26 protein-coding genes are annotated in these 19,684 nt (G+C 64.2%); 13 read left to right on the forward strand and 13 right to left on the reverse strand.

Going from position 1 to position 19,684, the window contains the following annotated elements; translation table 11 throughout:
* Positions 1 to 3: 3 nt before the first annotated feature.
* Together mnmE and L284_RS39290 are read right to left on the reverse strand one after the other, a co-directional pair.
* A complete protein-coding gene (gene mnmE, locus L284_RS39285) occupies positions 4 to 1,293 on the reverse strand; it encodes a tRNA uridine-5-carboxymethylaminomethyl(34) synthesis GTPase MnmE (RefSeq protein WP_021234872.1) in 1,290 nt (429 codons plus the stop codon).
* Positions 1,294 to 1,340: 47 nt separating this feature from the next.
* Positions 1,341 to 1,610 carry a DUF6489 family protein gene (locus L284_RS39290; RefSeq protein WP_031342615.1) on the reverse strand — a complete coding sequence of 90 codons (270 nt, stop codon included), beginning with the start codon at positions 1,608 to 1,610 and terminating at the stop codon, positions 1,341 to 1,343.
* Positions 1,611 to 1,731: 121 nt separating this feature from the next.
* Here L284_RS39290 and L284_RS39295 point away from each other — a divergent pair, with 121 nt between their 5' ends.
* Entirely contained in the window at positions 1,732 to 2,427 is a 696-nt protein-coding gene (locus L284_RS39295) for a dienelactone hydrolase family protein (protein WP_021234874.1), read from the forward strand.
* An 81-nt stretch (positions 2,428 to 2,508) separates the two neighbouring features.
* Entirely contained in the window at positions 2,509 to 3,477 is a 969-nt protein-coding gene (locus L284_RS39300; RefSeq protein ID WP_031342617.1) for a quinone oxidoreductase family protein, read from the forward strand.
* Positions 3,478 to 3,626: 149 nt separating this feature from the next.
* Here L284_RS39300 and L284_RS39305 read toward each other — a convergent pair whose 3' ends face one another.
* From L284_RS39305 to hemE, 4 genes are all read right to left on the reverse strand, one after another.
* Positions 3,627 to 4,340: a TerC family protein gene (locus tag L284_RS39305; RefSeq protein ID WP_031342618.1), complete on the reverse strand. Its 714-nt coding sequence runs from the start codon at positions 4,338 to 4,340 to the stop codon at positions 3,627 to 3,629.
* 15 nt (positions 4,341 to 4,355) lie between these two features.
* Positions 4,356 to 5,612, reverse strand: a complete 1,257-nt coding sequence (gene rho, locus L284_RS39310) for a transcription termination factor Rho (protein ID WP_021234877.1) — start codon at positions 5,610 to 5,612, stop codon at positions 4,356 to 4,358.
* A gap of 305 nt (positions 5,613 to 5,917) precedes the next feature.
* Positions 5,918 to 6,343 (reverse strand): CopD family protein, encoded by a 426-nt coding sequence (locus tag L284_RS39315; protein ID WP_407635847.1) that lies wholly within the window; start codon positions 6,341 to 6,343, stop codon positions 5,918 to 5,920.
* A gap of 163 nt (positions 6,344 to 6,506) precedes the next feature.
* Positions 6,507 to 7,532, reverse strand: coding sequence for a uroporphyrinogen decarboxylase (gene hemE / locus L284_RS39320; RefSeq protein ID WP_021234879.1), 1,026 nt, complete (start codon positions 7,530 to 7,532; stop codon positions 6,507 to 6,509).
* A gap of 361 nt (positions 7,533 to 7,893) precedes the next feature.
* Between hemE and L284_RS39325 the strand changes: the two genes are divergently transcribed.
* The 10 genes from L284_RS39325 (at position 7,894) to L284_RS39370 (ending at position 14,416) form a co-directional block, all read left to right on the forward strand.
* On the forward strand, positions 7,894 to 8,739 hold the full coding sequence (locus L284_RS39325) for a pyruvate, water dikinase regulatory protein (RefSeq protein WP_021234880.1): 846 nt from the start codon (positions 7,894 to 7,896) through the stop codon (positions 8,737 to 8,739).
* Between the two features lie 18 nt (positions 8,740 to 8,757).
* Positions 8,758 to 9,342, forward strand: coding sequence for a Maf family protein (locus tag L284_RS39330; protein WP_021234881.1), 585 nt, complete (start codon positions 8,758 to 8,760; stop codon positions 9,340 to 9,342).
* Positions 9,339 to 10,196 carry a shikimate dehydrogenase family protein gene (locus L284_RS39335; protein WP_021234882.1) on the forward strand — a complete coding sequence of 286 codons (858 nt, stop codon included), beginning with the start codon at positions 9,339 to 9,341 and terminating at the stop codon, positions 10,194 to 10,196. Before L284_RS39330 ends, L284_RS39335 begins: the two co-directional genes overlap by 4 nt.
* A complete protein-coding gene (gene coaE / locus L284_RS39340; protein WP_021234883.1) occupies positions 10,193 to 10,801 on the forward strand; it encodes a dephospho-CoA kinase in 609 nt (202 codons plus the stop codon). Before L284_RS39335 ends, coaE begins: the two co-directional genes overlap by 4 nt.
* 47 nt (positions 10,802 to 10,848) lie before the next feature.
* On the forward strand, positions 10,849 to 11,532 hold the full coding sequence (gene dnaQ, locus L284_RS39345) for a DNA polymerase III subunit epsilon (protein ID WP_021234884.1): 684 nt from the start codon (positions 10,849 to 10,851) through the stop codon (positions 11,530 to 11,532).
* 24 nt (positions 11,533 to 11,556) lie between these two features.
* Positions 11,557 to 12,126 carry a ribosome hibernation-promoting factor, HPF/YfiA family gene (gene hpf / locus L284_RS39350; protein WP_021234885.1) on the forward strand — a complete coding sequence of 190 codons (570 nt, stop codon included), beginning with the start codon at positions 11,557 to 11,559 and terminating at the stop codon, positions 12,124 to 12,126.
* Between the two features lie 129 nt (positions 12,127 to 12,255).
* Entirely contained in the window at positions 12,256 to 12,717 is a 462-nt protein-coding gene (locus L284_RS39355) for a PTS sugar transporter subunit IIA (RefSeq protein ID WP_021234886.1), read from the forward strand.
* 25 nt (positions 12,718 to 12,742) lie between these two features.
* Positions 12,743 to 13,201 carry a PaaI family thioesterase gene (locus L284_RS39360; protein ID WP_040713684.1) on the forward strand — a complete coding sequence of 153 codons (459 nt, stop codon included), beginning with the start codon at positions 12,743 to 12,745 and terminating at the stop codon, positions 13,199 to 13,201.
* Positions 13,202 to 13,204: 3 nt separating this feature from the next.
* On the forward strand, positions 13,205 to 13,561 hold the full coding sequence (locus tag L284_RS39365; protein ID WP_021234888.1) for a DUF1491 family protein: 357 nt from the start codon (positions 13,205 to 13,207) through the stop codon (positions 13,559 to 13,561).
* Between the two features lie 192 nt (positions 13,562 to 13,753).
* A complete protein-coding gene (locus L284_RS39370) occupies positions 13,754 to 14,416 on the forward strand; it encodes a cell wall hydrolase (protein WP_031342620.1) in 663 nt (220 codons plus the stop codon).
* Between the two features lie 102 nt (positions 14,417 to 14,518).
* Here the strand turns inward: L284_RS39370 and xth are convergent, their stop codons facing one another.
* The 3 genes from xth to L284_RS0124450 all read right to left on the reverse strand — a co-directional run bounded on the left by xth (position 14,519) and on the right by L284_RS0124450 (position 16,357).
* On the reverse strand, positions 14,519 to 15,295 hold the full coding sequence (xth, locus tag L284_RS39375; RefSeq protein WP_021234890.1) for an exodeoxyribonuclease III: 777 nt from the start codon (positions 15,293 to 15,295) through the stop codon (positions 14,519 to 14,521).
* On the reverse strand, positions 15,292 to 15,624 hold the full coding sequence (gene erpA / locus L284_RS39380) for an iron-sulfur cluster insertion protein ErpA (protein WP_021234891.1): 333 nt from the start codon (positions 15,622 to 15,624) through the stop codon (positions 15,292 to 15,294). The genes xth and erpA overlap by 4 nt, the downstream gene beginning before the upstream one ends.
* 307 nt (positions 15,625 to 15,931) lie before the next feature.
* Positions 15,932 to 16,357, reverse strand: coding sequence for a CBS domain-containing protein (locus L284_RS0124450; RefSeq protein WP_031342624.1), 426 nt, complete (start codon positions 16,355 to 16,357; stop codon positions 15,932 to 15,934).
* Positions 16,358 to 16,507: 150 nt separating this feature from the next.
* On the opposite strand from L284_RS0124450, the gene L284_RS39385 reads away from it, so the two are divergent.
* The gene (locus L284_RS39385; RefSeq protein WP_031342626.1) at positions 16,508 to 16,801 is read left to right on the forward strand and encodes a hypothetical protein; all 294 of its coding nucleotides are present in this window, start codon (positions 16,508 to 16,510) and stop codon (positions 16,799 to 16,801) included.
* A gap of 7 nt (positions 16,802 to 16,808) precedes the next feature.
* Here the strand turns inward: L284_RS39385 and L284_RS39390 are convergent, their stop codons facing one another.
* From L284_RS39390 to L284_RS39405, 4 genes are all read right to left on the reverse strand, one after another.
* Positions 16,809 to 17,195, reverse strand: coding sequence for a (2Fe-2S) ferredoxin domain-containing protein (locus L284_RS39390; protein ID WP_021234894.1), 387 nt, complete (start codon positions 17,193 to 17,195; stop codon positions 16,809 to 16,811).
* Positions 17,192 to 17,623 (reverse strand): acyl-CoA thioesterase, encoded by a 432-nt coding sequence (locus tag L284_RS39395; protein WP_021234895.1) that lies wholly within the window; start codon positions 17,621 to 17,623, stop codon positions 17,192 to 17,194. The genes L284_RS39390 and L284_RS39395 overlap by 4 nt, the downstream gene beginning before the upstream one ends.
* Before the next feature lie 74 nt (positions 17,624 to 17,697).
* Entirely contained in the window at positions 17,698 to 18,144 is a 447-nt protein-coding gene (locus L284_RS39400) for a DUF2497 domain-containing protein (protein ID WP_031342628.1), read from the reverse strand.
* 81 nt (positions 18,145 to 18,225) lie between these two features.
* The gene (locus L284_RS39405; protein WP_021234897.1) at positions 18,226 to 19,683 is read right to left on the reverse strand and encodes a TolC family outer membrane protein; all 1,458 of its coding nucleotides are present in this window, start codon (positions 19,681 to 19,683) and stop codon (positions 18,226 to 18,228) included.
* Between the last annotated feature and the right edge of the window lies 1 nt (position 19,684).

Consider the following 19,684-nt stretch of genomic DNA (forward strand, 5'->3'; position numbering starts at 1 on the left):
TCGTTATTTGCCGATGCAGAACCGCCCGAACAGGGCATCGAGCATATCCTCGGTCGTTGCTCGCCCGATGAGTCCGTCGAAAGCCACGCGCACCAGCCGCAGGGATTCCGCGACAAGCAAGGGATCTCTCTCTTCACCGGCCCTCTGTAAAGCCGCCGCCGCATCGCTGACAAGAGCATGTTGCCGCTGGTTCAAGGCCGCGTCACCCGGGCGGGGCATGGCGGTAGTCGCTGCCGAGATCAGATCACGGCGAAGGGCATCGACGCCCTCTCCCGTCACCGCCGAAACCCGGTGCCGTGCCGAAGCTTTCTGTTCCACGTGGAACCGATCGCACTGCGCGGCGATCTCCCAAGCCCTTTCCGGCCCTTCTCCCTCGGGTCCAAGCCATAGCACGAGATCCGCTCGATCGACTTCGGCCAGGGCGCGTGAGATGCCGATCGCTTCGATCTCGTCTCCGGTCTCGTCTCGCAGTCCCGCGGTGTCGCCGAACAGGAAAGGAATGCCGCCGATAGATACGGCCCGCGTGAGCACATCGCGAGTCGTCCCGGCCAAAGGCGAGGTTATTGCCGCCTCATCCTCGACCAGGGCGTTGAACAAAGTGCTCTTCCCGGCGTTCGGCGGACCCGCGAGCACCACGCGGAACCCTTCCCGCAGAGCTTCCGCACGGGGACGGATCAGCCATGCCCTCAGCTCGCCCTGTAACCGGCCGAGCGTTTCAATGAAGTCGCGAGGCAACTCCGCCACATCGTCCTCGTCACCGAAGTCGAGCACGGCTTCCACTGCGGCTGATGCCCGCAAGACCCGCTCGCGCCAGTCCTCCACTTGCCGGGAGAACGCCCCTCCGGCCATGGCGAGCGCGGCGCGGCGCTGCAATTCGGTTTCGGCGGACAGGAGATCCCCGAGGCCTTCCGCTTCGGAAAGGTCGATCCGGCCATTCGCAAACGCCCTTCGCGTGAATTCGCCAGGCAAGGCGCGCCGCAGGCCAGCGACTTCCAAAAGCGCCGCCTCCACTGCCGCCACCACGGCCCTGCCGCCATGAAGATGCAGTTCGGCAAGGTCTTCGCCCGTGGCCGTAGCCGGTCCGGGAAACCAGAGAACCAGAGCCTGATCGAGAACCGCGCCTTGCGCGTCCTGCAGCACGCGGTAGCGGGCATAGCGTGGCTTCGGGAGCTTGCCGGCCAGACGGGTCAGCGCTTCGCCGGCCCGAGGCCCGCTCACTCGCACCACGCCGATCGCGGCGGGCGGCGCGCCGCTGGAAAGCGCGAAGATCGTGTCCTGAAAGTCTTGTGGCATGAGCGCCGCGCTACAGGAGCACGGCCGCGAGGTGAAGCCCTGCCCGGTCAGTCGGCCTTCTTCGGCTTGTTGCCGCTTCCACCGCTCATGGCCATGGCCGCGCCGCTTTCCAGGATCTGCTGGAACAGCTTCAGGCCCATCTGGCCCATCGGGGCGACCTGCTTGCTCAATTCCTGCAACTGATCGAAATTGCCGACGCCCTGCATCGCGTTGGCCAGCGCATCGACATAGACGTCGTTCGCCTTGGTGACGTCAGGCAGACCGAGGAACCGCCGTGCCTCTTCAGGCGAGCATTCAACCTCGACATTGACCTTCATCACGGCCTCCCATTTGGAATTCGTGCATCCTGGGTGGCACATGGCGATGGCAAAGTCCATCGCTCGTGCCTAGGTTCGCGCGCTGAATGGGCTTCCTGGCCGCTTTGAAGGAGACTGATCCATGACCAACACGGAAATCCCGACTCTCGACGGCAAGGGCCTGATCCCGGCCTATGTCGCACGTCCCGAAGGCACCCCGCGCGGCGCCATCATCGTCCAGCAGGAGATCTTCGGCGTCGATGCCGGCATTCGTCGAAAGGCAGACAGCTGGGCCGCCAAAGGCTACCTCGCCGTCGCACCCGACAGCTTCTGGCGGCAGAAGCCGGGAATCGAGCTGAGCCCCTATGTCGAGGAGGAAATGGCGCAGGCCCTGGACCACATGGCGGCGCATGACTTCGATCTCGGCATCCGCGATCTCGAGGCCGTGATTCACTGGATCCGCCGCGAGGAAGGCGTGCCCAAGGTCGGCCTCGTCGGCTTCTGCATGGGCGGGAAGATCGCCTACATGGTCGCCGCGCGCACCGACATCGATGCCTCGGTGGGCTATTACGGCGTCATGATCGACCAGATGCTTAACGAGAAGCATGCCATTGCCCGCCCGCTCATGCTGCATATTCCCACCGCTGACCACTTCGTGGATGCCGCCGCGCAGAAGGCGATTCACGAGGGCCTGGACGACCACCCGCGCGTCACGCTGTGGGACTACGAAGGCCTCGATCATGGCTTCGCCGCCGAGATCGGCGCGCGCCGCGACGAAGCCGGTGCGCAGCTGGCCGACAAGCGCACCGCCGATTTCTTCGCCGAACACGTCGGCTGACGAGATGACGGCTGCCCGGCGAACGCTTTCCAGAGGCGCGGCCGGGCAGCGTCTTCCAACCGCGAATTCAAGGACAAGACGATGACCACCGGATATCGAATGATCGCCCGGACTCACGGCGGTCCCGAAGTGATCGAACGCGAGAACTTCGAAGTCCCCTCCCCCGGCTCCGGTGAATTGCTCATCGAAACAGAGGCCGTCGGACTCAACTTCATCGACACCTACTACCGCAAGGGACTCTACGCCGATCCGCTGCCGATCCAGCTCGGCTCCGAAAGCGTCGGCCGGATCGCAGCGCTTGGTGACGGAGTGACCGGGTTCGCGATCGGCGACCGGGTCGGCACGCCTCACGCGGGCGGTGCCTATGCCACTCATCGCCTGATCGATGCTGCCCAGGCCATGCGCATCCCCGAGGGCATCGCACCCGACATCGCCGCCGCCGTCATGCTCAAGGGACTGACGGCCTGCTATCTTGCCGAAGACACGTTCCCGGCCGAAAAGGGCCATATCGCGCTGGTCCATTCCGCAGCAGGCGGAGTCGGATCGCTGCTGGTGCCCTGGCTGCTCGATCGCGGCGTCACCGTCATCGCCCATTCCGGCTCGGCCGAGAAAGCCGCCGGCGTCGCTGCGGAGCACTCGCTCCACTGCGCCTTCGACGACCTGGCCGCCGCCGTCAGGGAGATCACGCAAGGCGAGATGTGCCATGTCGTCTATGACGGCGTGGGCGCCGCCTCCTGGTCGGCCTCGCTCGCTTCGCTGCGCAGACGCGGACTGATGGTGACTTACGGCAATGCTTCCGGCCCCGTCCCTCCCTTGCCGCCGCTGGACCTGATGAAGGCAGGCTCCATCTATCTCACCCGGCCGACTCTGGCGGACTATGTCGCCACTCCTGGGCAACTTGCGATCAGCGCAAAGAAGCTGTTCGACCGGATCGCCAACGGGATTCTGAAGCCGCAGATCGGGCAGACCTTCAGGCTGGAAGACGCTGCCGAAGCGCACCGCGCGCTGGAGTCTCGCGCCACCACCGGGTCTACGGTGCTGATTCCCTGAAGCGATGAAGAGGAAAGGCAGGGTTCAATTCGGCTGCACTCCATGACCGGCCGACGCGCACGGCCGACATTCGAGGGTCTAGGCGGTCATCCCTCAGGACTTCCCTTAGCCGAATAGAAAAAGGGCTCGGAAACCCGAGCCCTCTTCCGTCAGATCAGAGTGACGATCCCGAGATGGGGATCCACCCACCCCTCGTAGATCATCTTCACCGCCACATAGAGGATCACCGCAAGGCCGAGCCAGGCGATCCAGCGATAGCGCTCGATATACCGGGCGATGAAGTTGGCAGCGATACCCATCAGCGCCACCGCGAAGACCAGCCCGACGATCAGGATGCCGGGATGGTCCCGCGCCGCGCCGGCCACGCCCAGCACGTTGTCGATCGACATCGAGATATCGGCCACGGCCACCGAGATCGCCGCTCCAAGGAAGCTCTTGGCGGGCTTCACCCCGGAGTGCTCGTCGCCTTCGATCTCCGGCGAGCCCGGAGAGTGGGCACCCGCATGAAGTTCGCGGTACATCTTCCACGCCACCCACAGCAGCAGGAGTCCGCCCGCGAAGATCAGGCCGACGATTCCCAGCAGCCAGGTCACCATCAGCGCGAAACCGATGCGCAGGACCAGCGCCGCGATCACCCCGATGGCGATGACCTTCTTGCGCTGGTCGGCCGGAAGCCCGGCAGCCAGGGCGCCGACGACGATAGCGTTGTCGCCTGCCAGCACGACGTCGATCATCAGCACCTGCAAGAACGCCGACATCGCTGCCGGCGTCCCAAGGTTCGAAAAATCGTTGACGATGTGCTGCCAGATCTCGGCGGGGCCACCCAAGGATGAGGTGGCCACCAGAGTCTGAAGGATACTCAAGCCCCCGATCTCCTCTTACTGGTTCATGGTGGAGAAGAAGTCCTCGTTGGTCTTCGAGTCCTTCATCTTGTCGAGCAGGAACTCCATCGCGTCGACGGTGCCCATCTGCATGAGAATACGGCGCAGGACCCACATCTTGGTGAGCTGGTCCTTCGGGACGAGCAACTCTTCCTTGCGGGTGCCGGACTTGCCGACGTCCAGCGCCGGGAAGATGCGCTTGTCCGCCACCTTGCGGTCGAGGACGATTTCCGAGTTACCGGTGCCCTTGAACTCTTCGAAGATGACTTCGTCCATGCGGCTGCCGGTGTCGATCAGGGCCGTGGCGATGATCGAGAGCGAACCGCCCTCCTCGATGTTGCGCGCGGCGCCGAAGAAGCGCTTGGGGCGCTGCAGGGCGTTGGCGTCCACACCGCCGGTCAGCACCTTGCCCGACGAAGGCACCACGGTGTTGTAGGCGCGGCCGAGGCGGGTGATCGAGTCCAGCAGGATGACCACGTCGCGCTTGTGCTCGACGAGGCGCTTCGCCTTCTCGATCACCATTTCGGCGACCTGGACGTGGCGCTGGGCCGGTTCGTCGAAGGTCGAGGAGATGACCTCGCCCTTCACCGAACGCTGCATGTCGGTGACTTCTTCCGGGCGCTCGTCGACGAGCAGCACCAGCAGGAAGACTTCCGGATGGTTGTCGGTGATGGCCTTGGCCATATTCTGCAGCAGCACCGTCTTGCCGGTGCGCGGCGGCGCCACGATCAGGGCGCGCTGACCCTTGCCCTGCGGCGAGATGAGATCGATCACGCGGGCCGACTTGTCCTTGACCGTGGGGTCCAGGCAATCGAGCTTCAGGCGCTGATCGGGATAGAGCGGCGTCAGGTTGTCGAAGTTGACGCGGTGGCGCACCACGTCGGGATCGTCGAAGTTGACGCTGATGAGCTTGGTGATGGCGAAGTAGCGTTCGCCGTCCTTGGGGGCGCGGATTTCGCCTTCGACGGTATCGCCCGTGCGCAGGCCCCATTTGCGGACCTGGTTCGGCGAGACGTAGATGTCGTCCGGGCCGGCAAGATAGTTCGCCTCGGGGCTGCGCAGGAAGCCGAAGCCGTCCGTCAGCACTTCGATCGTGCCCTGGCCGATGATTTCCTCACCGTCCTCGGCCACTTCCTTGAGAATGGCGAACATGAGGTCCTGGCGGCGGAGCGTGGAAGCGCCTTCGACGCCCAGTTCCTCAGCCATTTCGACCAGATCGGCCGATGATTTCTTCTTGAGCTCTTTGAGATGCATTTGTCTGGATTCCGGATGGAAATTGCGTGTCGGCCGGCGGGATCGAAGGGCTTGGGGAAAGCGGATCCGGGCGGGAGAAAGGGCTCGCCGCCCTGTGCCGGAACAAGGCTCAGATAAGCGTTCCGCCGGTTTCGGTCAACGAGTCAATCCGTCAAGCGGCACTGGGGCGGGCCGAATGGATCGCGCCGTTCGTCGTCCCGGACCCGATCCAGGACCGTGGTCTGCTCTTGAGGGGCCACTTCGCGAGCGAGGCGCGGCTTGGCCAGCGGTCCCGGATCAAGTCCGGGACGACGCTAATGGCCGATTCAAAACGGCTTCACGACGACCAGGATCACGATCACCGCTGCGGCCAGGCCCGGAACCTCGTTCAGCAGGCGCAGCTTCTTGCCGGTCAGCGGGCGTTCGCCGCGCGCCAGCTTCTTGCCGTAGCCCACCAGCCACCCGTGATAGCCGGAGAGACCCAGCACGAAGAGCAGCTTGGCATGGAGCCAGCCTTCGCCCCAGGCACCCATCGCCGTGGCGGTGGCGATGCCGAGAACCCAGGTGATGATCAGCGCGGGCGTCAGGATGATCTTGCGCAGCTTGGCCTCGCGATCGATCCAGCGCAGTTCCTCTGCAGAGCCGGCTTCCGACTCCTGGTGATAGACGAAATAGCGCGGGAGCATGAACAGCCCGGCCATCCAGAAGATCACGAAGATGACGTGTCCGGCCTTGAGCCAGAGATAGAGCATGGACAGAACTTCCTGCATGGATCCCACGAGTCTCGACGGTTCAGGGGCGGCCCTCCTGCACCCTTGGTCGACGCGGGGCAAGACGATTCCGCCATGAATCTAGGTCGCTAGGGAGGCGGGGCGGCGGTGTCGTCTCTTCATCGCCCCACCAAACCGGGTAGGACTAACGGGACCAGTTGCGGACGATTCCCAGCAGTCGCTCCACGTTCTCGATCGGCGTGAACTGGCCGATTCCGTGGCCCAGATTGAAGACATGCGGGCGATCGGCGAAAGCGTCGAGCACGCGGCGGGCCTGACTCTCCAGGTCGGCGCCGCCCGAAAGCAGCAGCAGCGGATCGAGATTCCCCTGCACCGGAAGCCCTCCGGGCAGTTCGCGCGCCGCCCAGATCGGATCGATGGTCTCGTCGATTCCGACCGCGTCCACGCTGGTCTCCCGGGCATAGGCGGGAAGTTTTTCGCCGGCGCCCTTGGGAAAGCCGATAATCGGAGTCTCGGGATGGCGCGCCTTGATCGCGGAAACGATGGCGGCATTGGGAGCGATGACCCAGCGCTCGAACTGTGCCGGCGAGAGTGAGCCCGCCCATGAATCGAACAACTGCACGGCCTCGGCTCCGGCCTGGATCTGGCCACTGAGATATTCGACAGTCACCCCCACGATAGCCTGGATGATCGCCGCGAACGCCGAAGGGTCGCGATAGGCCATGGCGCGAGTCTCATGCTGGTCCCGGCTGCCCTCGCCTGCGCACATGTAGGTGGCGACCGTCCAGGGACTCCCGGCGAAACCGAGCATCGTCTTGTCGGAATCCAGCCCGGCGCGAACCTTGCGCACGGTTTCGTAGATGGGAGTCAGACGCTCGGGAACCGCGGTGAGATTCTCGAGAGCTGAGTCCACCAGACGCGGAGACAGTTTCGGACCTTCGCCTGCGAGGAACTCGAGATTCTGTCCCATCGCATAAGGCACGATCAGAATGTCCGAGAACAGGATCGCGCCATCGAATCCAAAACGGCGGATCGGCTGCAACGTGATCTCGGCTGCAGCGTCGGTATCGTAGACGAGCGCCAGGAATCCGCCCTTTTCGGCGCGCAAGGCACGATATTCGGGAAGGTATCTTCCGGCCTGGCGCATCAGCCAGACGGGACGCTTGCTCGTGTTCGTTCCAAGCAGGTTTTCGAGAAGGAGGCCAGGCATCGAGATTCAGGTCCGATCAAAAAAATAAAAGATTCTTAGAAGGATGATGGAGTCTGTTGGTCCTGTGGATATCGGGGAGTTTTGAATCTTGCCCGATTCATTCCACGACGAACAGGTTCAAATTCGCGCAGCGACTCTCCGGGGCGCGTGAGTCAAAGACTCTTTATCCCGGTTACCCACAGGGTGTGGGGCGGATTTGAATCATGTTTACGACTCTCGCGACGAAATCGGTTCAATGTGGAGCGAAACCGGGAAGCGAGTTGTCACCAGCACTGTCCCGTGGTTTATGCCGCCACATATCCACAGACCGCCGGGTTGTCTCGGAGGTTCTTCACCCGAAAGAGTCCGGAAAAAGCCTCGAATGGCGCGTTTTCATCTCCACCTGCTGTCAGATTCCACCGGCGAAACGCTGGAAATGATCGCCAAGGCCGCCCTCGCCCAGTTCGACGATTCCGACGTTCTGCGGCATTTTTGGCCGATGGTGCGCTCGCAGCAGCACCTCGACCGGATCATGGGCGAAATCGCCGCCCATCCGGGCCTCGTCTTTTTCACCCTGGTGAACGAGGAGACACGCGGGCGCCTTGAAGAGCGCTGCCAGCAGCTCGGCCTGCCGGCGATCGCGGTGCTCGACGGCGTGACCGACGCGCTCGAGGCGGCTCTTGGCCAGGAGGCAAAAGGCCGGCCGGGCCGCCAGCACCGCCTGGACGATGCCTATTTCGCCCGCGTCGATGCGATTCAGTTCACCATCGCCCATGACGACGGCATCGCCTGGGAGGACTGGGAAGAGGCCGATATCGTGCTGGCGGGAGTTTCGCGCACCAGCAAGACGCCGACCTCGATCTACCTGGCCAATCGCGGCTACAAGGTCGCTAACATCCCGGTCGTGGTGGAAAGTCCGCCGCCGCCGCTGCTTTACGGATTGAAGCGCCCGCTGGTCGTCGGCCTGACAACCGCGCCCGAGCGTCTGATCCAGATCCGCCGCAATCGCTTGCTGTCGCTGAGCCAGTCTCCCGATACCGATTACGTGAAAAGCGATAGAGTCGAGAACGAGCTGAAATATGCGCGGCGCATGTTCGCGGACAATTCCTGGCCGGTGATCGACGTGACGCGCCGCTCGATCGAGGAGACCGCAGCGGCGATCATCAATCTTTACAACGAACGCAAGGCCGAAGGGCCTCAGGATCCGGTCGGCCCCAAGCCGATCTGACATTTTCAGGATAACGCCATGATCGTTCTGGCATCGCAAAGCGCCTCCCGGCGCGCCATGCTCGAAGCCGCCGCCATTCCCTTCCGTGCCCAGCCGGCCCATGTCGACGAACGCGCGATCGAGGCGGGTCTGGGCGGCCGATCGCCGGCCGAAATCGCGCTGCAACTCGCCCGTGCCAAGGCTGCGGCAGTATCCGAAACGGCGCCGGGCGAAATGGTGCTTGGCAGCGATTCCCTGGTCGAGTGCGGCGGCCGTCGCTTCGACAAGCCCCCGAGCCGTGAGGCTGCGGCCGATCACCTTCGCTTCTTCTCCGGCAAAGTCATGAAGCTCCATAGCGCCGCGGCCCTCGTTCGCGACGGTGACGTGCTATGGGCCGAGGATGCCGTGGCGGCGCTTCATGTCGCCCCTCTTTCGGAAAGCTTCATCGCCGACTATCTGGACGCCGAATGGCCTGAAGTGGCCGGCTGCGTCGGCGTCTTCCGCATCGAGGCACGCGGGGTTCAGCTCTTCGAGAAGATCGACGGAGACTATTTCACCATTCTCGGCATGCCGCTGCTGAAAGTTCAGGCGGCGCTGCGCCGTCTGGGAGCGATTTCACAATGACCCTGCCCTATGCCGAAGTGATCGGCGATCCCATCGAACAGTCCAAGTCGCCGGTGATTCACGGATTCTGGCTGGAAAAGCTCGATCTTCGCGGCCGCTATGCGCGGCAACGCGTTTCGGAAGACGGGCTTGCGGACTATCTGGCGCAGCGGCGTAGCGATCCGGACTGGCGCGGTTGCAACGTGACCATGCCGCACAAGCTGGCGATCGTTCCGCTGCTGGATCGTCTCGACCCCCTGGCGGCGAAGATCGGCGCAGTGAACACCGTGGTACGCGAAGCCGACGGCACGCTGACCGGCTACAACACCGATGCTCCCGGTTTCCTCGAGCCCCTGCAGCCGCTGCTGGACCAGACTCACCTGTTCCGCATGGCGCGCGTGCTGGGTACCGGCGGCGCTTCGCGCGCGATCGTGGCGGCTCTGGCACAGCGCGGGTTCGTCATCGTTCTGGCCGGTCGCGATCCGGCCAAGGCACGGACCATGCTGGACGAACTGACCACCCAGAAGGATCACCACGCCATCGATTTGGGGCACTTCGCCGAGCCTACCGATTTCGCCTTCGACGACCGCGAGCAGTGTCTCGACCTGGTCGTCAATGCCAGTCCGCTCGGCATGGCAGGTCAGCCGCCGCTCGCCTTCGATTTCAGTCACGCGCCGCCGCGCAGCGTGGTCTACGACATCGTCACCGCGCCGCTCGACACGCCCTTCCTGAAGGATGCGCGCGCGGCGGGATTCGACACGGTGGATGGCCTCTCGATGCTGATCGGCCAGGCCGATGTCGCTTTCGAGCGCTTCTTCGGCGTCAAGGCGCCGCGCGCGTTCGACACCGAACTGCGCGAGCGGCTTCTGGCATGACCCGCACGGCCGGGCCCAAGATCCTGGGACTCACCGGCTCGATCGGCATGGGCAAGTCGACCGTGGCCGATATGTTCCGGGAGCGGGGCGTTCCGGTCTTCGATGCGGATGCGGTGGTTCATGCATTGCAAGGGCCTGGCGGCGCGCTGGTTCCGCCAATCGAAGCGGCTTTCCCCGGCACCACCGGGCCGGAAGGGGTCCTGCGCCAGACTCTCGGTGCGGCAGTCTTCGGAAACCGTGACGCGCTCGCGCGACTCGAGGGAATCGTCCATCCCGCCGTCGCGGAAGCGCGGCGCCGCTTCCTGGCGGAGCACCGTGCCGCACGGCTGGTCGTTTTCGATATCCCCCTGCTCTACGAGAAGGCGGGAGATCGTGGGCTGGACGGCGTGGCGGTGGTTTCGGCGCCGGCCGAGGTCCAGCGCGCACGGGTTCTCGCCCGGCCCGGCATGACGGCTGAGAAATTCGAGCAGATCCTGAGCCTGCAGGTCCCTGACGCGGAGAAACGCGCGCGGGCGGACTTCGTCATCGATACCGGTGCGTCGCTGGCAGAAACCCGCAAGCAGGTGGGCCGCATCGTGGATGCGCTGGCCGAGTCAGATTATTAACTGGCTGGCCCTTGCGAAGTGTGGCGGGCAGGCAGATATGGAGAGGGATGAGAGAGATCATCTTCGATACCGAGACGACTGGTTTCGACCCCAGGAACGGGGACCGGATGGTGGAAATCGGCTGCATCGAAATGATCAACCGAGTGCCGACCGGCCAGACCTACCACGCCTATTTCAACCCCGAACGCACCATGCCGGCCGAAGCGGAAGCGGTTCATGGTCTCTCGGACGATTTCCTCGCCGACAAGCCGCTTTTCGCGCATTGCGCGCAGGATTTCGTCGCGTTCATCGGCGACGCGCCGATGATCGCGCACAATGCGAGCTTCGACTTCAACTTCATCAACTTCGAACTGGCGAAATGCGGGTTGCCCGAGGTTTGCCTGACCCGGATGGTCGATACCGTGGCGCTTGCCAAGGTTCGCCATCCCGGTGCCAAGCTCTCGCTCGACGCCCTTTGCACCCGTTACGGAATTGATCGAAGTCATCGTACCAAGCACGGCGCCTTGCTAGACGCCGAGCTGCTCGCGCAGGTCTATGTGGAGCTGCGGGGCGGTCGCCAGATCGGCCTCGAGCTTCTCGCCGAAACCGCCGAGGCCACGACGGAATCGCGGATCCTGATTCGAAAGGACCGTCCATTCCGTCAGCCGCGTCCCCACGCGGCTACCGAAGAGGAACTTCTCATCCACGCGGAGTTTCTCAAATCGGTCGATGCCCCGCTCTGGGGCGCCTGAATCACAGCAGAGGAGTAATCACCCATGGACATCCGCGTTTCCGGCCATCAGGTCGACACCGGTGAAGCCCTCCAGACCCACGCCAGCGAGCGCCTGACCGCCATCGTCGACAAGTACTTCAGCCGTGCGCTGTCGTCGCAAGTCACGTTCGGCCGCGCCCCTGCCGCAGCTTTCCGCTGCGATATCGTGGTCCACGTGATGCAGAATCTGGTGCTCAAAGGTACCGGCATGGCGCAGGACGCGCACCTCGCCTGCGATCAGGCTGCCGAAAAGATCGACAAGCAGCTCCGTCGCTACAAGCGACGCATCCATGATCGCCACGAGCAGGCAGCGCACGCGGTGGCCGTGGAAGAAGCCGCCTACACGATCTTCGAAGAGCAGGCGGCTGAGCAGGAAGAGGAGCTTGAGGCCGATGCACCCGTCGTCATCGCCGAGACTCGCGTCGACGTTCCCGAAGCTACCGTTTCGGATGCGGTGATGATGCTCGATTTGCGCAACACCACGGCATTGCTGTTCAAAAATGCTGGTACGGGACGCCATAATATGGTTTACCGCCGCGGCGACGGTTCGATTGGCTGGGTTGAGCCGCACTGAAGCCAACCGGGGCGCTGATCAGGCGTCTACACTTCTTATTCAAGGAGCAGGCATAACCCCCGGATTTCCGGGGGTTATGGACGTTTGATCCTAGGCAACCCTTATTTGGGCCAGAACCAGAAACGCACAATGAGCAGTCTTTTTACCCTGTTGCCTGACGCCGTCGTCACTTCCAGCGCAGACAGCAAAGCTCTGATTCTCGGCCAGCTCGCCGACATGTTCGCCGAGGTTTATAACCTCGATCGCGAAAAGGTCCTGGCACGCATCAATGAGCGAGAGGAAATGGGCAGCACCGGCTTCGGTCGCCGCGTGGCGATACCCCATGCGCGGATGTCGGCACTCGGCCGCCCGGTGGCGGTCGTCATGCGGCTGGATAATCCGGTCGATTTCGAATCCGCCGACGGCGTACCGGTCGATCTGGTGTTCGGATTGCTCTCGCCGGAAAATGCCGGTGCCACTCATCTTCACGCGCTTGCCGCCATTTCCCGCATGATGCGCGACGAGCGCATGCACGCGGCGCTGATCGAGGCGCCGGGTCCGGAAGCGCTCTACAGCCTGCTCAGCAACGTCATCGATCGCGATGCAGCCTGACGCATCCGGAGGCGGCGCTGCGGACATGTCCGGCGCTGCCCTGCACTGGCGGGCGCTGGAAAGCCTCTACGCCTCTGCGCCCATCAACGAGATGTTTCGTTCGCGGCTGGAGATTACCGGCGAAGGCACCTCGCGCATCACGTTCGACGTAGAGCCTGACAGCTTCCATGCCGCCGGTGCGGCGCACGGCACGATCTACTTCAAGATGCTGGACGATGCCGCCTTCTATGCGGCGAATACGCTCGTGACCGACCGCTTTCTGTTAACTACCTCATTCAACCTGCTTTTGAGCAAGCCGATCAAGGGTGGGACGATCGTTGCCGAAGGGCGATGGGTCAGCGGCCGTCGGCGCGTGCTCGTCGCGGAAGCGCGACTGGTCGATCGGGACGGCGATGAAGTCGGTCGCGGCACCGGCACTTTCATGCGCTCGCGGATCGCCTTGTCCGGCCTGCCCGGATATTCGGCCTCCAAAGTCGTGGTCTGATCCATGGAGGCGAGGCTTCCTGCCCACGTCGAAGTTTCCGGTTTCATTCGTGCTGTCCAGGCGGAGGGAGGCTTCGGTACGGTTCTCAGCAAAGGCGAACGGGACGCCGGGACGATAATGCTTGTTCTGGTCGAGAATGGTGAACACGCCCGCGCCTACGAACGCATGCCCGGCCTGGACGGAACACGGGCCTGGCATTGCACCAGGCGGCAGGAACCCGGCGCAGATTTTTCGGCCCTGATCGACTCGAGACTCGCTTTTTCCGACTATATTGAAAAGCGCGGATTCCAGGATCCGGACCTGTGGATCGTGGAACTGGACGTCGCGAAGCCCGAACGGTTCATCGGCCTTGGTGTATAACCGGGTTGACTTGCAGGCCGTGCAAGTTAATGGCCTGTCCCAGACGCGGAAGCGGCTCGGGCAGCATTTCGGCCAGCCCGGCTAGCACGCAGACGGGGAATCGTCGGCAGGTCTGTCTGGAATTGAACGCCGCTTGACGGCAATTCGTTCCCGCCTGCGTCGGACTGGTTCACCGCCCTTGATCTAGAGTTGATGCGGAGCAAAGTTCAGTGGGCAAGCGCGTTGGCGCTGGCCGCTACGATCATGACCACCCTTTTCGGCGCACAGGGTTCGGGCGCCGCGGCCTTGGCACCGGTTCTGGTCCAGGCTCAATCGAACCTCGATCCGATCTTCGTTTCGAAGCCGGTCGTCCAGTCCCTCCCTTCGGAAGATGGGGCAGATGCGACGGACGGAACCGCGCTCGAAGATCAGGATGATGCTTCGCAGGACACTCCGGTCGATGCCGATACGCTCGCGCAGCTCGTTGCGCAGCAGTCCGTTCCCGGTCGCCTGAACAGCGAAATGCGCTGCCTGGCCAGCGCGATCTATTTCGAAGCGCGCGGCGAAACCCTGGAAGGGCAGCTGGCGGTGGGCCGCGTTATCATCAATCGCGCGGAATCGGGCCGTTTCCCGGCCAGCTACTGCGGCGTCGTCTACCAGCCCTCGCAGTTCTCCTTCATCCAGGGCAAGAAGATGCCCAAGGTGCGCGAACAGTCCAGCGGCTGGCGCGAGGCTGTGGCGATCGCCAAGATCGCCGTGGAAAAGAGCTGGAAGAGCCCGGTCAAGGGCGCGCTGTTCTTCCACGCCACGCGTGTCGAACCGAACTGGCGGCTGACGCGGCTCGCCCGCGTGGACAATCATATCTTCTACCGCTGAGATCACGCTTTCGGCGGCATGAAAAAAGGGGAGCGAAACGGGCCGTTTCGCTCCCCTTTTTGTTTCAAGCCGCCCCGTCGTGAGTCCAGGCAACCAGCGCGTTCAGTCCCGCAGCTGAACCCAGACCGGGGTATGATCGCTGGCCTTCTCGCGGCCGCGATAGCTCTTGTCCACGCCGCTGGCCACCAGTCTGTCGGCCAATTCGGGCGAGAGCAGCGCATGGTCGATGCGGAAGCCGTGGTCGCGCTGCCAGGCACCGGCCTGGTAGTCCCAGAATGTCCACACGCCGCCGCGCGGGTTGTGCGTGGCGATCGCGTCCGTCCAGCCGTCGCCGAGCAGGCGGTAATAGGCATCGCGCGACTCCGGCTGCATCAGGGCATCGGCAGCCATGGCCGGCGGAGACCAGACGTCGCGATCGGTGGGAATGACGTTGAAGTCGCCGGTGACGATCGCCGGAACTTCCTCGGCCTTGATCTCGTCCATGCGGCGGCGCAGGCGTTCCATCCAGCGCAGCTTGTAGTCGAACTTGGGCCCGGGCACCGGGTTGCCGTTCGGCAGATAGATGCAGACCACGCGAAGCCCGAACACATCGGCCTCGAGATAGCGCGCGTGTTCGTCCTCGGGCTCGCCGGCAAGACCGCGCTGGACTTCGACAGGCATTTCCCCATCGGCTAGGATCGCGACCCCGTTGAATCCCTTTTGGCCGTGCCAGATGCCCTTGTAGCCGATCTTCTCGAACTCGGCGATCGGGAAGCCCTCGTCCTGCGTCTTGATCTCCTGAAGGCAGGCGACCGCCGGACGGGTCTCCTCCAGCCATTCGAGGAGCCGCGGCAAGCGGGCCTTGATGCCGTTGATGTTGAACGTGGCGATCTTCTTCATATGGAGAAGCTCGAGCCGCATCCACAGCCTGCGGCGGCCTGCGGGTTCTCGACCCGGAAGGCCGCGCCGCCTAGCGATTCCACGTAGTCCACCACGCAGCCGCTGACGAGATCGAGGCTGACGGAATCCACCAGCAGCCGCACACCGTCGGTTTCAGCCACTGTGTCATCCGCTTCGGGTGCTTCGGCGAGGCCGAACTTGTACTGGAATCCCGAGCAGCCGCCGCCCTCGACCGAAAGGCGGAGAATCGCCGGTTTGCCTTGCTTTTCGGCAATGGCGGCCACGCGTGAGGCGGCCGAGGGGCTGAGTGTGACGGTTTGCTGGTCCATGGCCGCGATGTAGGCCTCCCGGCCGCTTGCGGCAAGGTAGCAGGGTGGCTGCGGCCTGAAGGTTCCGTCAGGCGGGGAAGGTGGCAAGCGATCTGCAGCGGCGCCGGAGTGCCCCTGGATTGCTTCGCTGCGCTCGCCATGACCCAGGGAGAGCGCGCTTGCGGCAGGGAGCGTGGGTAAGGAGGGGAGCGTGGGTAAGGAGGGGAGCGTGCGTCCGCGGGGCCGCTTCTGGGACGAAAGCCGCGCATGGGGCGAGAGGACGCGCGCCATCCTGCGGCTTGGAGCTTAAACGGAGTGCCGGAGCGGCTTACGCCGTCTGAATGTAGTCCCGCATCGCCGCTGCTTCGGACTCCACCTTTTCCAGCCGATACTTCACGATGTCGCCAATCGAGACGAAAGCCACCATGCGATCGTCCACCATCACCGGCAGGTGGCGGACGCGGCGCTGCGTCATCAGCGCCAGGGCCGACAGCGCGGTTGCCGAAGGTGTCACCGTAACCGGGGGAGCCGTCATGACTTCGCTGACCTGCATGCCCAGCACGCTGGGTCCGAACTCGCGCAGGCGGTAGATCAGATCGCGCTCGGAGAAAATTCCGATCAGCCGGTCGCCCTCGAAGATCGGCAGCGCACCGATCCGGCGGTCGGCCAGAAGCGACGCCGCTTCGCTCACGGTGCAGTCGGACTGGCAGGTGATAACGGCCTCTCGGCCAGCGATGATCCGCTCGATCGTCATCTTCGCATTCTCCCGTATCGGGTCTTCGACCCGCGTTCCCGCACCCTCTTCGGGGGCTTGTATCGGGAGAGTATCACAGCCTTGGCCGATCTTCCATGAGTCGCTTTCGCGACCCTTGCGAGTAGCGCCGCGAAAGCGCACATGGAGCCGATGATACCCCGTTCGCCCCTGGACGATCCCGAAAAGGCCGCCCACGCCTGGGCACGCTATCGCCGCATCATGACCTACATGCTGACGGTGACGGTGGCGCTGGTGATCGCTTCGGTGATTCTGCTCTACCGCTCGAACGGCATGGTCTCGGTGCATTTCTATATCGCGGCGGCCCTGGGGATCGGGTTCACGATGCTGCTCGCCTCGGCACTGATGGGCCTGGCGTTCCTGTCGAGCGGCACCGGACACGACGAATCCGTCGTCAATCCTCTGGACGACGATCACGAACTGTGAGTCGCCCTCAGGTCTCTGCAGGACGCAGCCGGAACTCTTCCACCGGTTCACCGCCGATCAGATGTCGTTGGATGACCTGCTCCAGGACCTCTTCGGTGCAGGAGTGATACCAGACCCCGTCCGGCCAGACGACGGCGATGGGACCGGCGAAGCAGATGCGCAGGCAATCGGCCTTGGTCCGGGCCACCGTGCCTTCCGGCCTTGCCGGAGCATCGAGGCCAAGCTGCTTGAGCCGCTTCTTCAGATACTTCCACGAGGCCGAGCCCTGCTCCGGCGCGCAGCACTCGCCTTTCTGCGGCTCGGCGCAGAGGAAGATGTGGCGCCGGACATTGTCGCCTCCGGTCTTCGCCAGCGCCTGCGCGGCCCTGGCCAGATCGTGAGCCGACGCGCTCATGCCGCCAGCATCCACTGCCGGGCGTTTTCCAGATAGTCATCCGTCAGCGGGGCCGGGCCGTTCGGGCCGACCATGACGATCACGGTGCGGGCAAAGACCACGGGATTGCCGTCCTGTGTCACCACCTGAAGGATCTGCTGGCTGGTTCGCCCGATACGCTCCACGGCGCCGTGGACCGTTACCGCTTCCGGATAATGCGTCTCGCCGAGGTATTCTATCGCGATGCTGGCTACCATCGTCGAGAGCCCGGCGAGATGCTGGAGTCCGCCGGCGGCGCGGAAGAGGCGCAGGCGCGCGTCCTCGAGCATTCCCGCCATGGCGACGTTGTTGATGTGCATGTTCACGTCAAGGTCGCCGAACCGGGGTTCCATGCGACAGGAGAACGGATAGCGTGCGGGATCGAGCAGTGCGGGATCGGGTTTGGCCATGGTCCCGCAAGTAGGTAGCGGCAGGCCGATGGTCCAGCCCGAACCGTTTCCTGGCGCCGGGCCTGGCGGCCTTATCAGCCCTTCTTGCCCACGATCCGCGCGATTTCCGCCGCCACCAGGCGTTCGACCATGGGCGGCAGGTTCTTGTCCAGCCATTCGGCCAGGGCCGGGCGCAGGAGTTCGCGGGTGAGGCTTTCCAGCGAAGTCTCGCCAGAGCGGACGATCTGCGGCGGCACGCCGGGCTCGGAAATCATGGCCAGCGCGGCCAGCGATTCCCGCATCGAGTTGCGGGTTTCGTCGTGCAGCAGCGCAGGTTCGTCCGCGCTCGGTTCTTCAGGCGCGAGCTGTGCCGTCTCGGTGAGGTCCAGCACATCCTCGTCGTCCTCAAGCATGACGGCGCGCACTTCCTCGACCGTGCGGCGCTGCCGTTCCGTGCGCGCGTCTACCCGCAAGTCGCGAGCAATGACCTGTTTGATCGACTGGAGAATCTCCTCGACCGAAGGTTCACCGCTCTGACGCATGCCACTTTGCCCCTGCTCGCGCTTCCGGCCGCCCATGCGTGCCGAACGCGACAAAAAACCTGCTCCGAATCGGAGCATTGATCACTGCTGCCGAATGTTCCCGTCCTGCACCGGTGTGTCAACGGTGCGGGTGGACCTGGCGACCGGCGCCGGGTCGTTCGTCCAGTCGAGGAACTTGCCTTTCACGCGGTCGTAATTGATCTGCGGATCGTAGAGGATCCCGCCGTCCAGATTGAGATCGCGCGCCTCGGCGCGTCCCATGGCGGCCAGCAGCGTGAAGCCGGCGACGTAGGCGTTGCGCCGCGCCGTAACCAGCGTGACCTGCGCGTTGAGAAGCTCCCGCTCGGCATCGAGAATGTCGAGGATTGTGCGGTTGCCCACCGAATTTTCCGCGCGCACGCCTTCCAGGCTGAGCGAGGCGGCATCCACCGCCACTTGCGATGTGCGGATCAGGTCGTTCGAAGCGACGTAGGAGGTGAAGGCCGAGCGGACTTGCGCGATGACGTCACGCTCGGTGGCGATCTCCTGCTCCATATTGGCCGAAGCCGTGGCCTGAGCCTGGCGCCTGCGGGCGGCGGGAAGACCGCCCTGGAACAGCGGGATGGACAACCGGGCACCGGCTTGCGCCGATGAATCGCTTTGCGAGATGTTCGCGTTCACGGCGCCGCGCGCCAGGGTGTTGAAGTAGTTGTTGTAGGTGCCCTGCCCGAACAGGCTCAGTGTGGGCAAGCGGTCGGCGCCGGCGACGTCGATGTCCTTCTCCGCCGCGCGGGTGCGCTCGCGGGCGCCGATCAGGTCCGGATTGGCATCGAGCGCGATGGTGGAGGCCTCTTCTGCACTGCCGGGCAGATTGGGCAACGGCGGCGGCGCTTCCAGCACTTCCGGGGCACGGCCGACAAGGCGGATGTAGGTTTCCCGCGCGCTGACCAGATTCGCCTCGGCCGTGCGCAAGTCGCCCTGTGCCACGGCCAGGCGTGACTGCGACTGGGCCACGTCCGTGCGGGTGAGGTCGCCGATTTCGAACCGGTCGCCGGTGGCCTGAAGGTTGGTCTCCAACACGCTGACGTTCTTGCGGTTGAGCCCGACGATGGCTTCGGCACGGATCACGTCCATATAGGCCGCGACGACCTCGGAGAATACGGAAGCCTCCGTGGCGCGCAGATCGGCCTGGCCTGCCAGGACGCGGATCTTGGCCGCCTTGACGCCGTTCTTCACCGCGCCGCCCGAATAGATCGGCACACCCAGTTGCCCATCCGCCGTGAATATCTTCGACGGCGCGGTCAGCGAATTCTCGCTCTGCTTCAGGTTCCTGACGTAGGTTTCCGTCATGCTGGCATTAGGCAGGCCGGGGGCCCGCGCAATCGGCACGCCCTCGTCCGTCGCGCGCTGCTGGGCGCGCGCGGCTTCGAGAGTGGGGTTTGTCTGGTAGGCGGCTATGAGCGCATCGCGCAGGGTATCGGCCCGCGCCGAAGCGCCGGCCAGTGCCAGTGTCAGACATCCCCCCGCGAGCAGCCCGGCACGCAGCGCGAACCGGGCCATG

It is taken from the genome of Novosphingobium lindaniclasticum LE124, from assembly GCF_000445125.1.
GTDB lineage: Bacteria > Pseudomonadota > Alphaproteobacteria > Sphingomonadales > Sphingomonadaceae > Novosphingobium > Novosphingobium lindaniclasticum.

What these genes read in the sequence shown, in the direction of transcription:
- L284_RS39315 (WP_407635847.1), bottom strand. Translation starts at nt 6,343, where the DNA reads ATGCTCTATCTCTGGCTCAAGGCCGGACACGTCATCTTCGTGATCTTC.
- xth (WP_021234890.1), bottom strand. Translation starts at nt 15,295, where the DNA reads ATGAAGAAGATCGCCACGTTCAACATCAACGGCATCAAGGCCCGCTTG.
- L284_RS39355 (WP_021234886.1), top strand. Translation starts at nt 12,256, where the DNA reads ATGAGCAGTCTTTTTACCCTGTTGCCTGACGCCGTCGTCACTTCCAGC.
- L284_RS39295 (WP_021234874.1), top strand. Translation starts at nt 1,732, where the DNA reads ATGACCAACACGGAAATCCCGACTCTCGACGGCAAGGGCCTGATCCCG.
- L284_RS39400 (WP_031342628.1), bottom strand. Translation starts at nt 18,144, where the DNA reads ATGCGTCAGAGCGGTGAACCTTCGGTCGAGGAGATTCTCCAGTCGATC.
- dnaQ (WP_021234884.1), top strand. Translation starts at nt 10,849, where the DNA reads ATGAGAGAGATCATCTTCGATACCGAGACGACTGGTTTCGACCCCAGG.
- L284_RS39330 (WP_021234881.1), top strand. Translation starts at nt 8,758, where the DNA reads ATGATCGTTCTGGCATCGCAAAGCGCCTCCCGGCGCGCCATGCTCGAA.
- L284_RS39390 (WP_021234894.1), bottom strand. Translation starts at nt 17,195, where the DNA reads ATGAGCGCGTCGGCTCACGATCTGGCCAGGGCCGCGCAGGCGCTGGCG.
- coaE (WP_021234883.1), top strand. Translation starts at nt 10,193, where the DNA reads ATGACCCGCACGGCCGGGCCCAAGATCCTGGGACTCACCGGCTCGATC.
- L284_RS39405 (WP_021234897.1), bottom strand. Translation starts at nt 19,683, where the DNA reads ATGGCCCGGTTCGCGCTGCGTGCCGGGCTGCTCGCGGGGGGATGTCTG.
- rho (WP_021234877.1), bottom strand. Translation starts at nt 5,612, where the DNA reads ATGCATCTCAAAGAGCTCAAGAAGAAATCATCGGCCGATCTGGTCGAA.
- L284_RS39325 (WP_021234880.1), top strand. Translation starts at nt 7,894, where the DNA reads ATGGCGCGTTTTCATCTCCACCTGCTGTCAGATTCCACCGGCGAAACG.
- hemE (WP_021234879.1), bottom strand. Translation starts at nt 7,532, where the DNA reads ATGCCTGGCCTCCTTCTCGAAAACCTGCTTGGAACGAACACGAGCAAG.
- L284_RS39395 (WP_021234895.1), bottom strand. Translation starts at nt 17,623, where the DNA reads ATGGCCAAACCCGATCCCGCACTGCTCGATCCCGCACGCTATCCGTTC.
- L284_RS39290 (WP_031342615.1), bottom strand. Translation starts at nt 1,610, where the DNA reads ATGAAGGTCAATGTCGAGGTTGAATGCTCGCCTGAAGAGGCACGGCGG.
- L284_RS39365 (WP_021234888.1), top strand. Translation starts at nt 13,205, where the DNA reads ATGGAGGCGAGGCTTCCTGCCCACGTCGAAGTTTCCGGTTTCATTCGT.
- L284_RS39360 (WP_040713684.1), top strand. Translation starts at nt 12,743, where the DNA reads ATGTCCGGCGCTGCCCTGCACTGGCGGGCGCTGGAAAGCCTCTACGCC.
- mnmE (WP_021234872.1), bottom strand. Translation starts at nt 1,293, where the DNA reads ATGCCACAAGACTTTCAGGACACGATCTTCGCGCTTTCCAGCGGCGCG.
- L284_RS39385 (WP_031342626.1), top strand. Translation starts at nt 16,508, where the DNA reads ATGATACCCCGTTCGCCCCTGGACGATCCCGAAAAGGCCGCCCACGCC.
- L284_RS39370 (WP_031342620.1), top strand. Translation starts at nt 13,754, where the DNA reads ATGCGGAGCAAAGTTCAGTGGGCAAGCGCGTTGGCGCTGGCCGCTACG.
- L284_RS39335 (WP_021234882.1), top strand. Translation starts at nt 9,339, where the DNA reads ATGACCCTGCCCTATGCCGAAGTGATCGGCGATCCCATCGAACAGTCC.
- L284_RS39300 (WP_031342617.1), top strand. Translation starts at nt 2,509, where the DNA reads ATGACCACCGGATATCGAATGATCGCCCGGACTCACGGCGGTCCCGAA.
- erpA (WP_021234891.1), bottom strand. Translation starts at nt 15,624, where the DNA reads ATGGACCAGCAAACCGTCACACTCAGCCCCTCGGCCGCCTCACGCGTG.
- hpf (WP_021234885.1), top strand. Translation starts at nt 11,557, where the DNA reads ATGGACATCCGCGTTTCCGGCCATCAGGTCGACACCGGTGAAGCCCTC.
- L284_RS0124450 (WP_031342624.1), bottom strand. Translation starts at nt 16,357, where the DNA reads ATGACGATCGAGCGGATCATCGCTGGCCGAGAGGCCGTTATCACCTGC.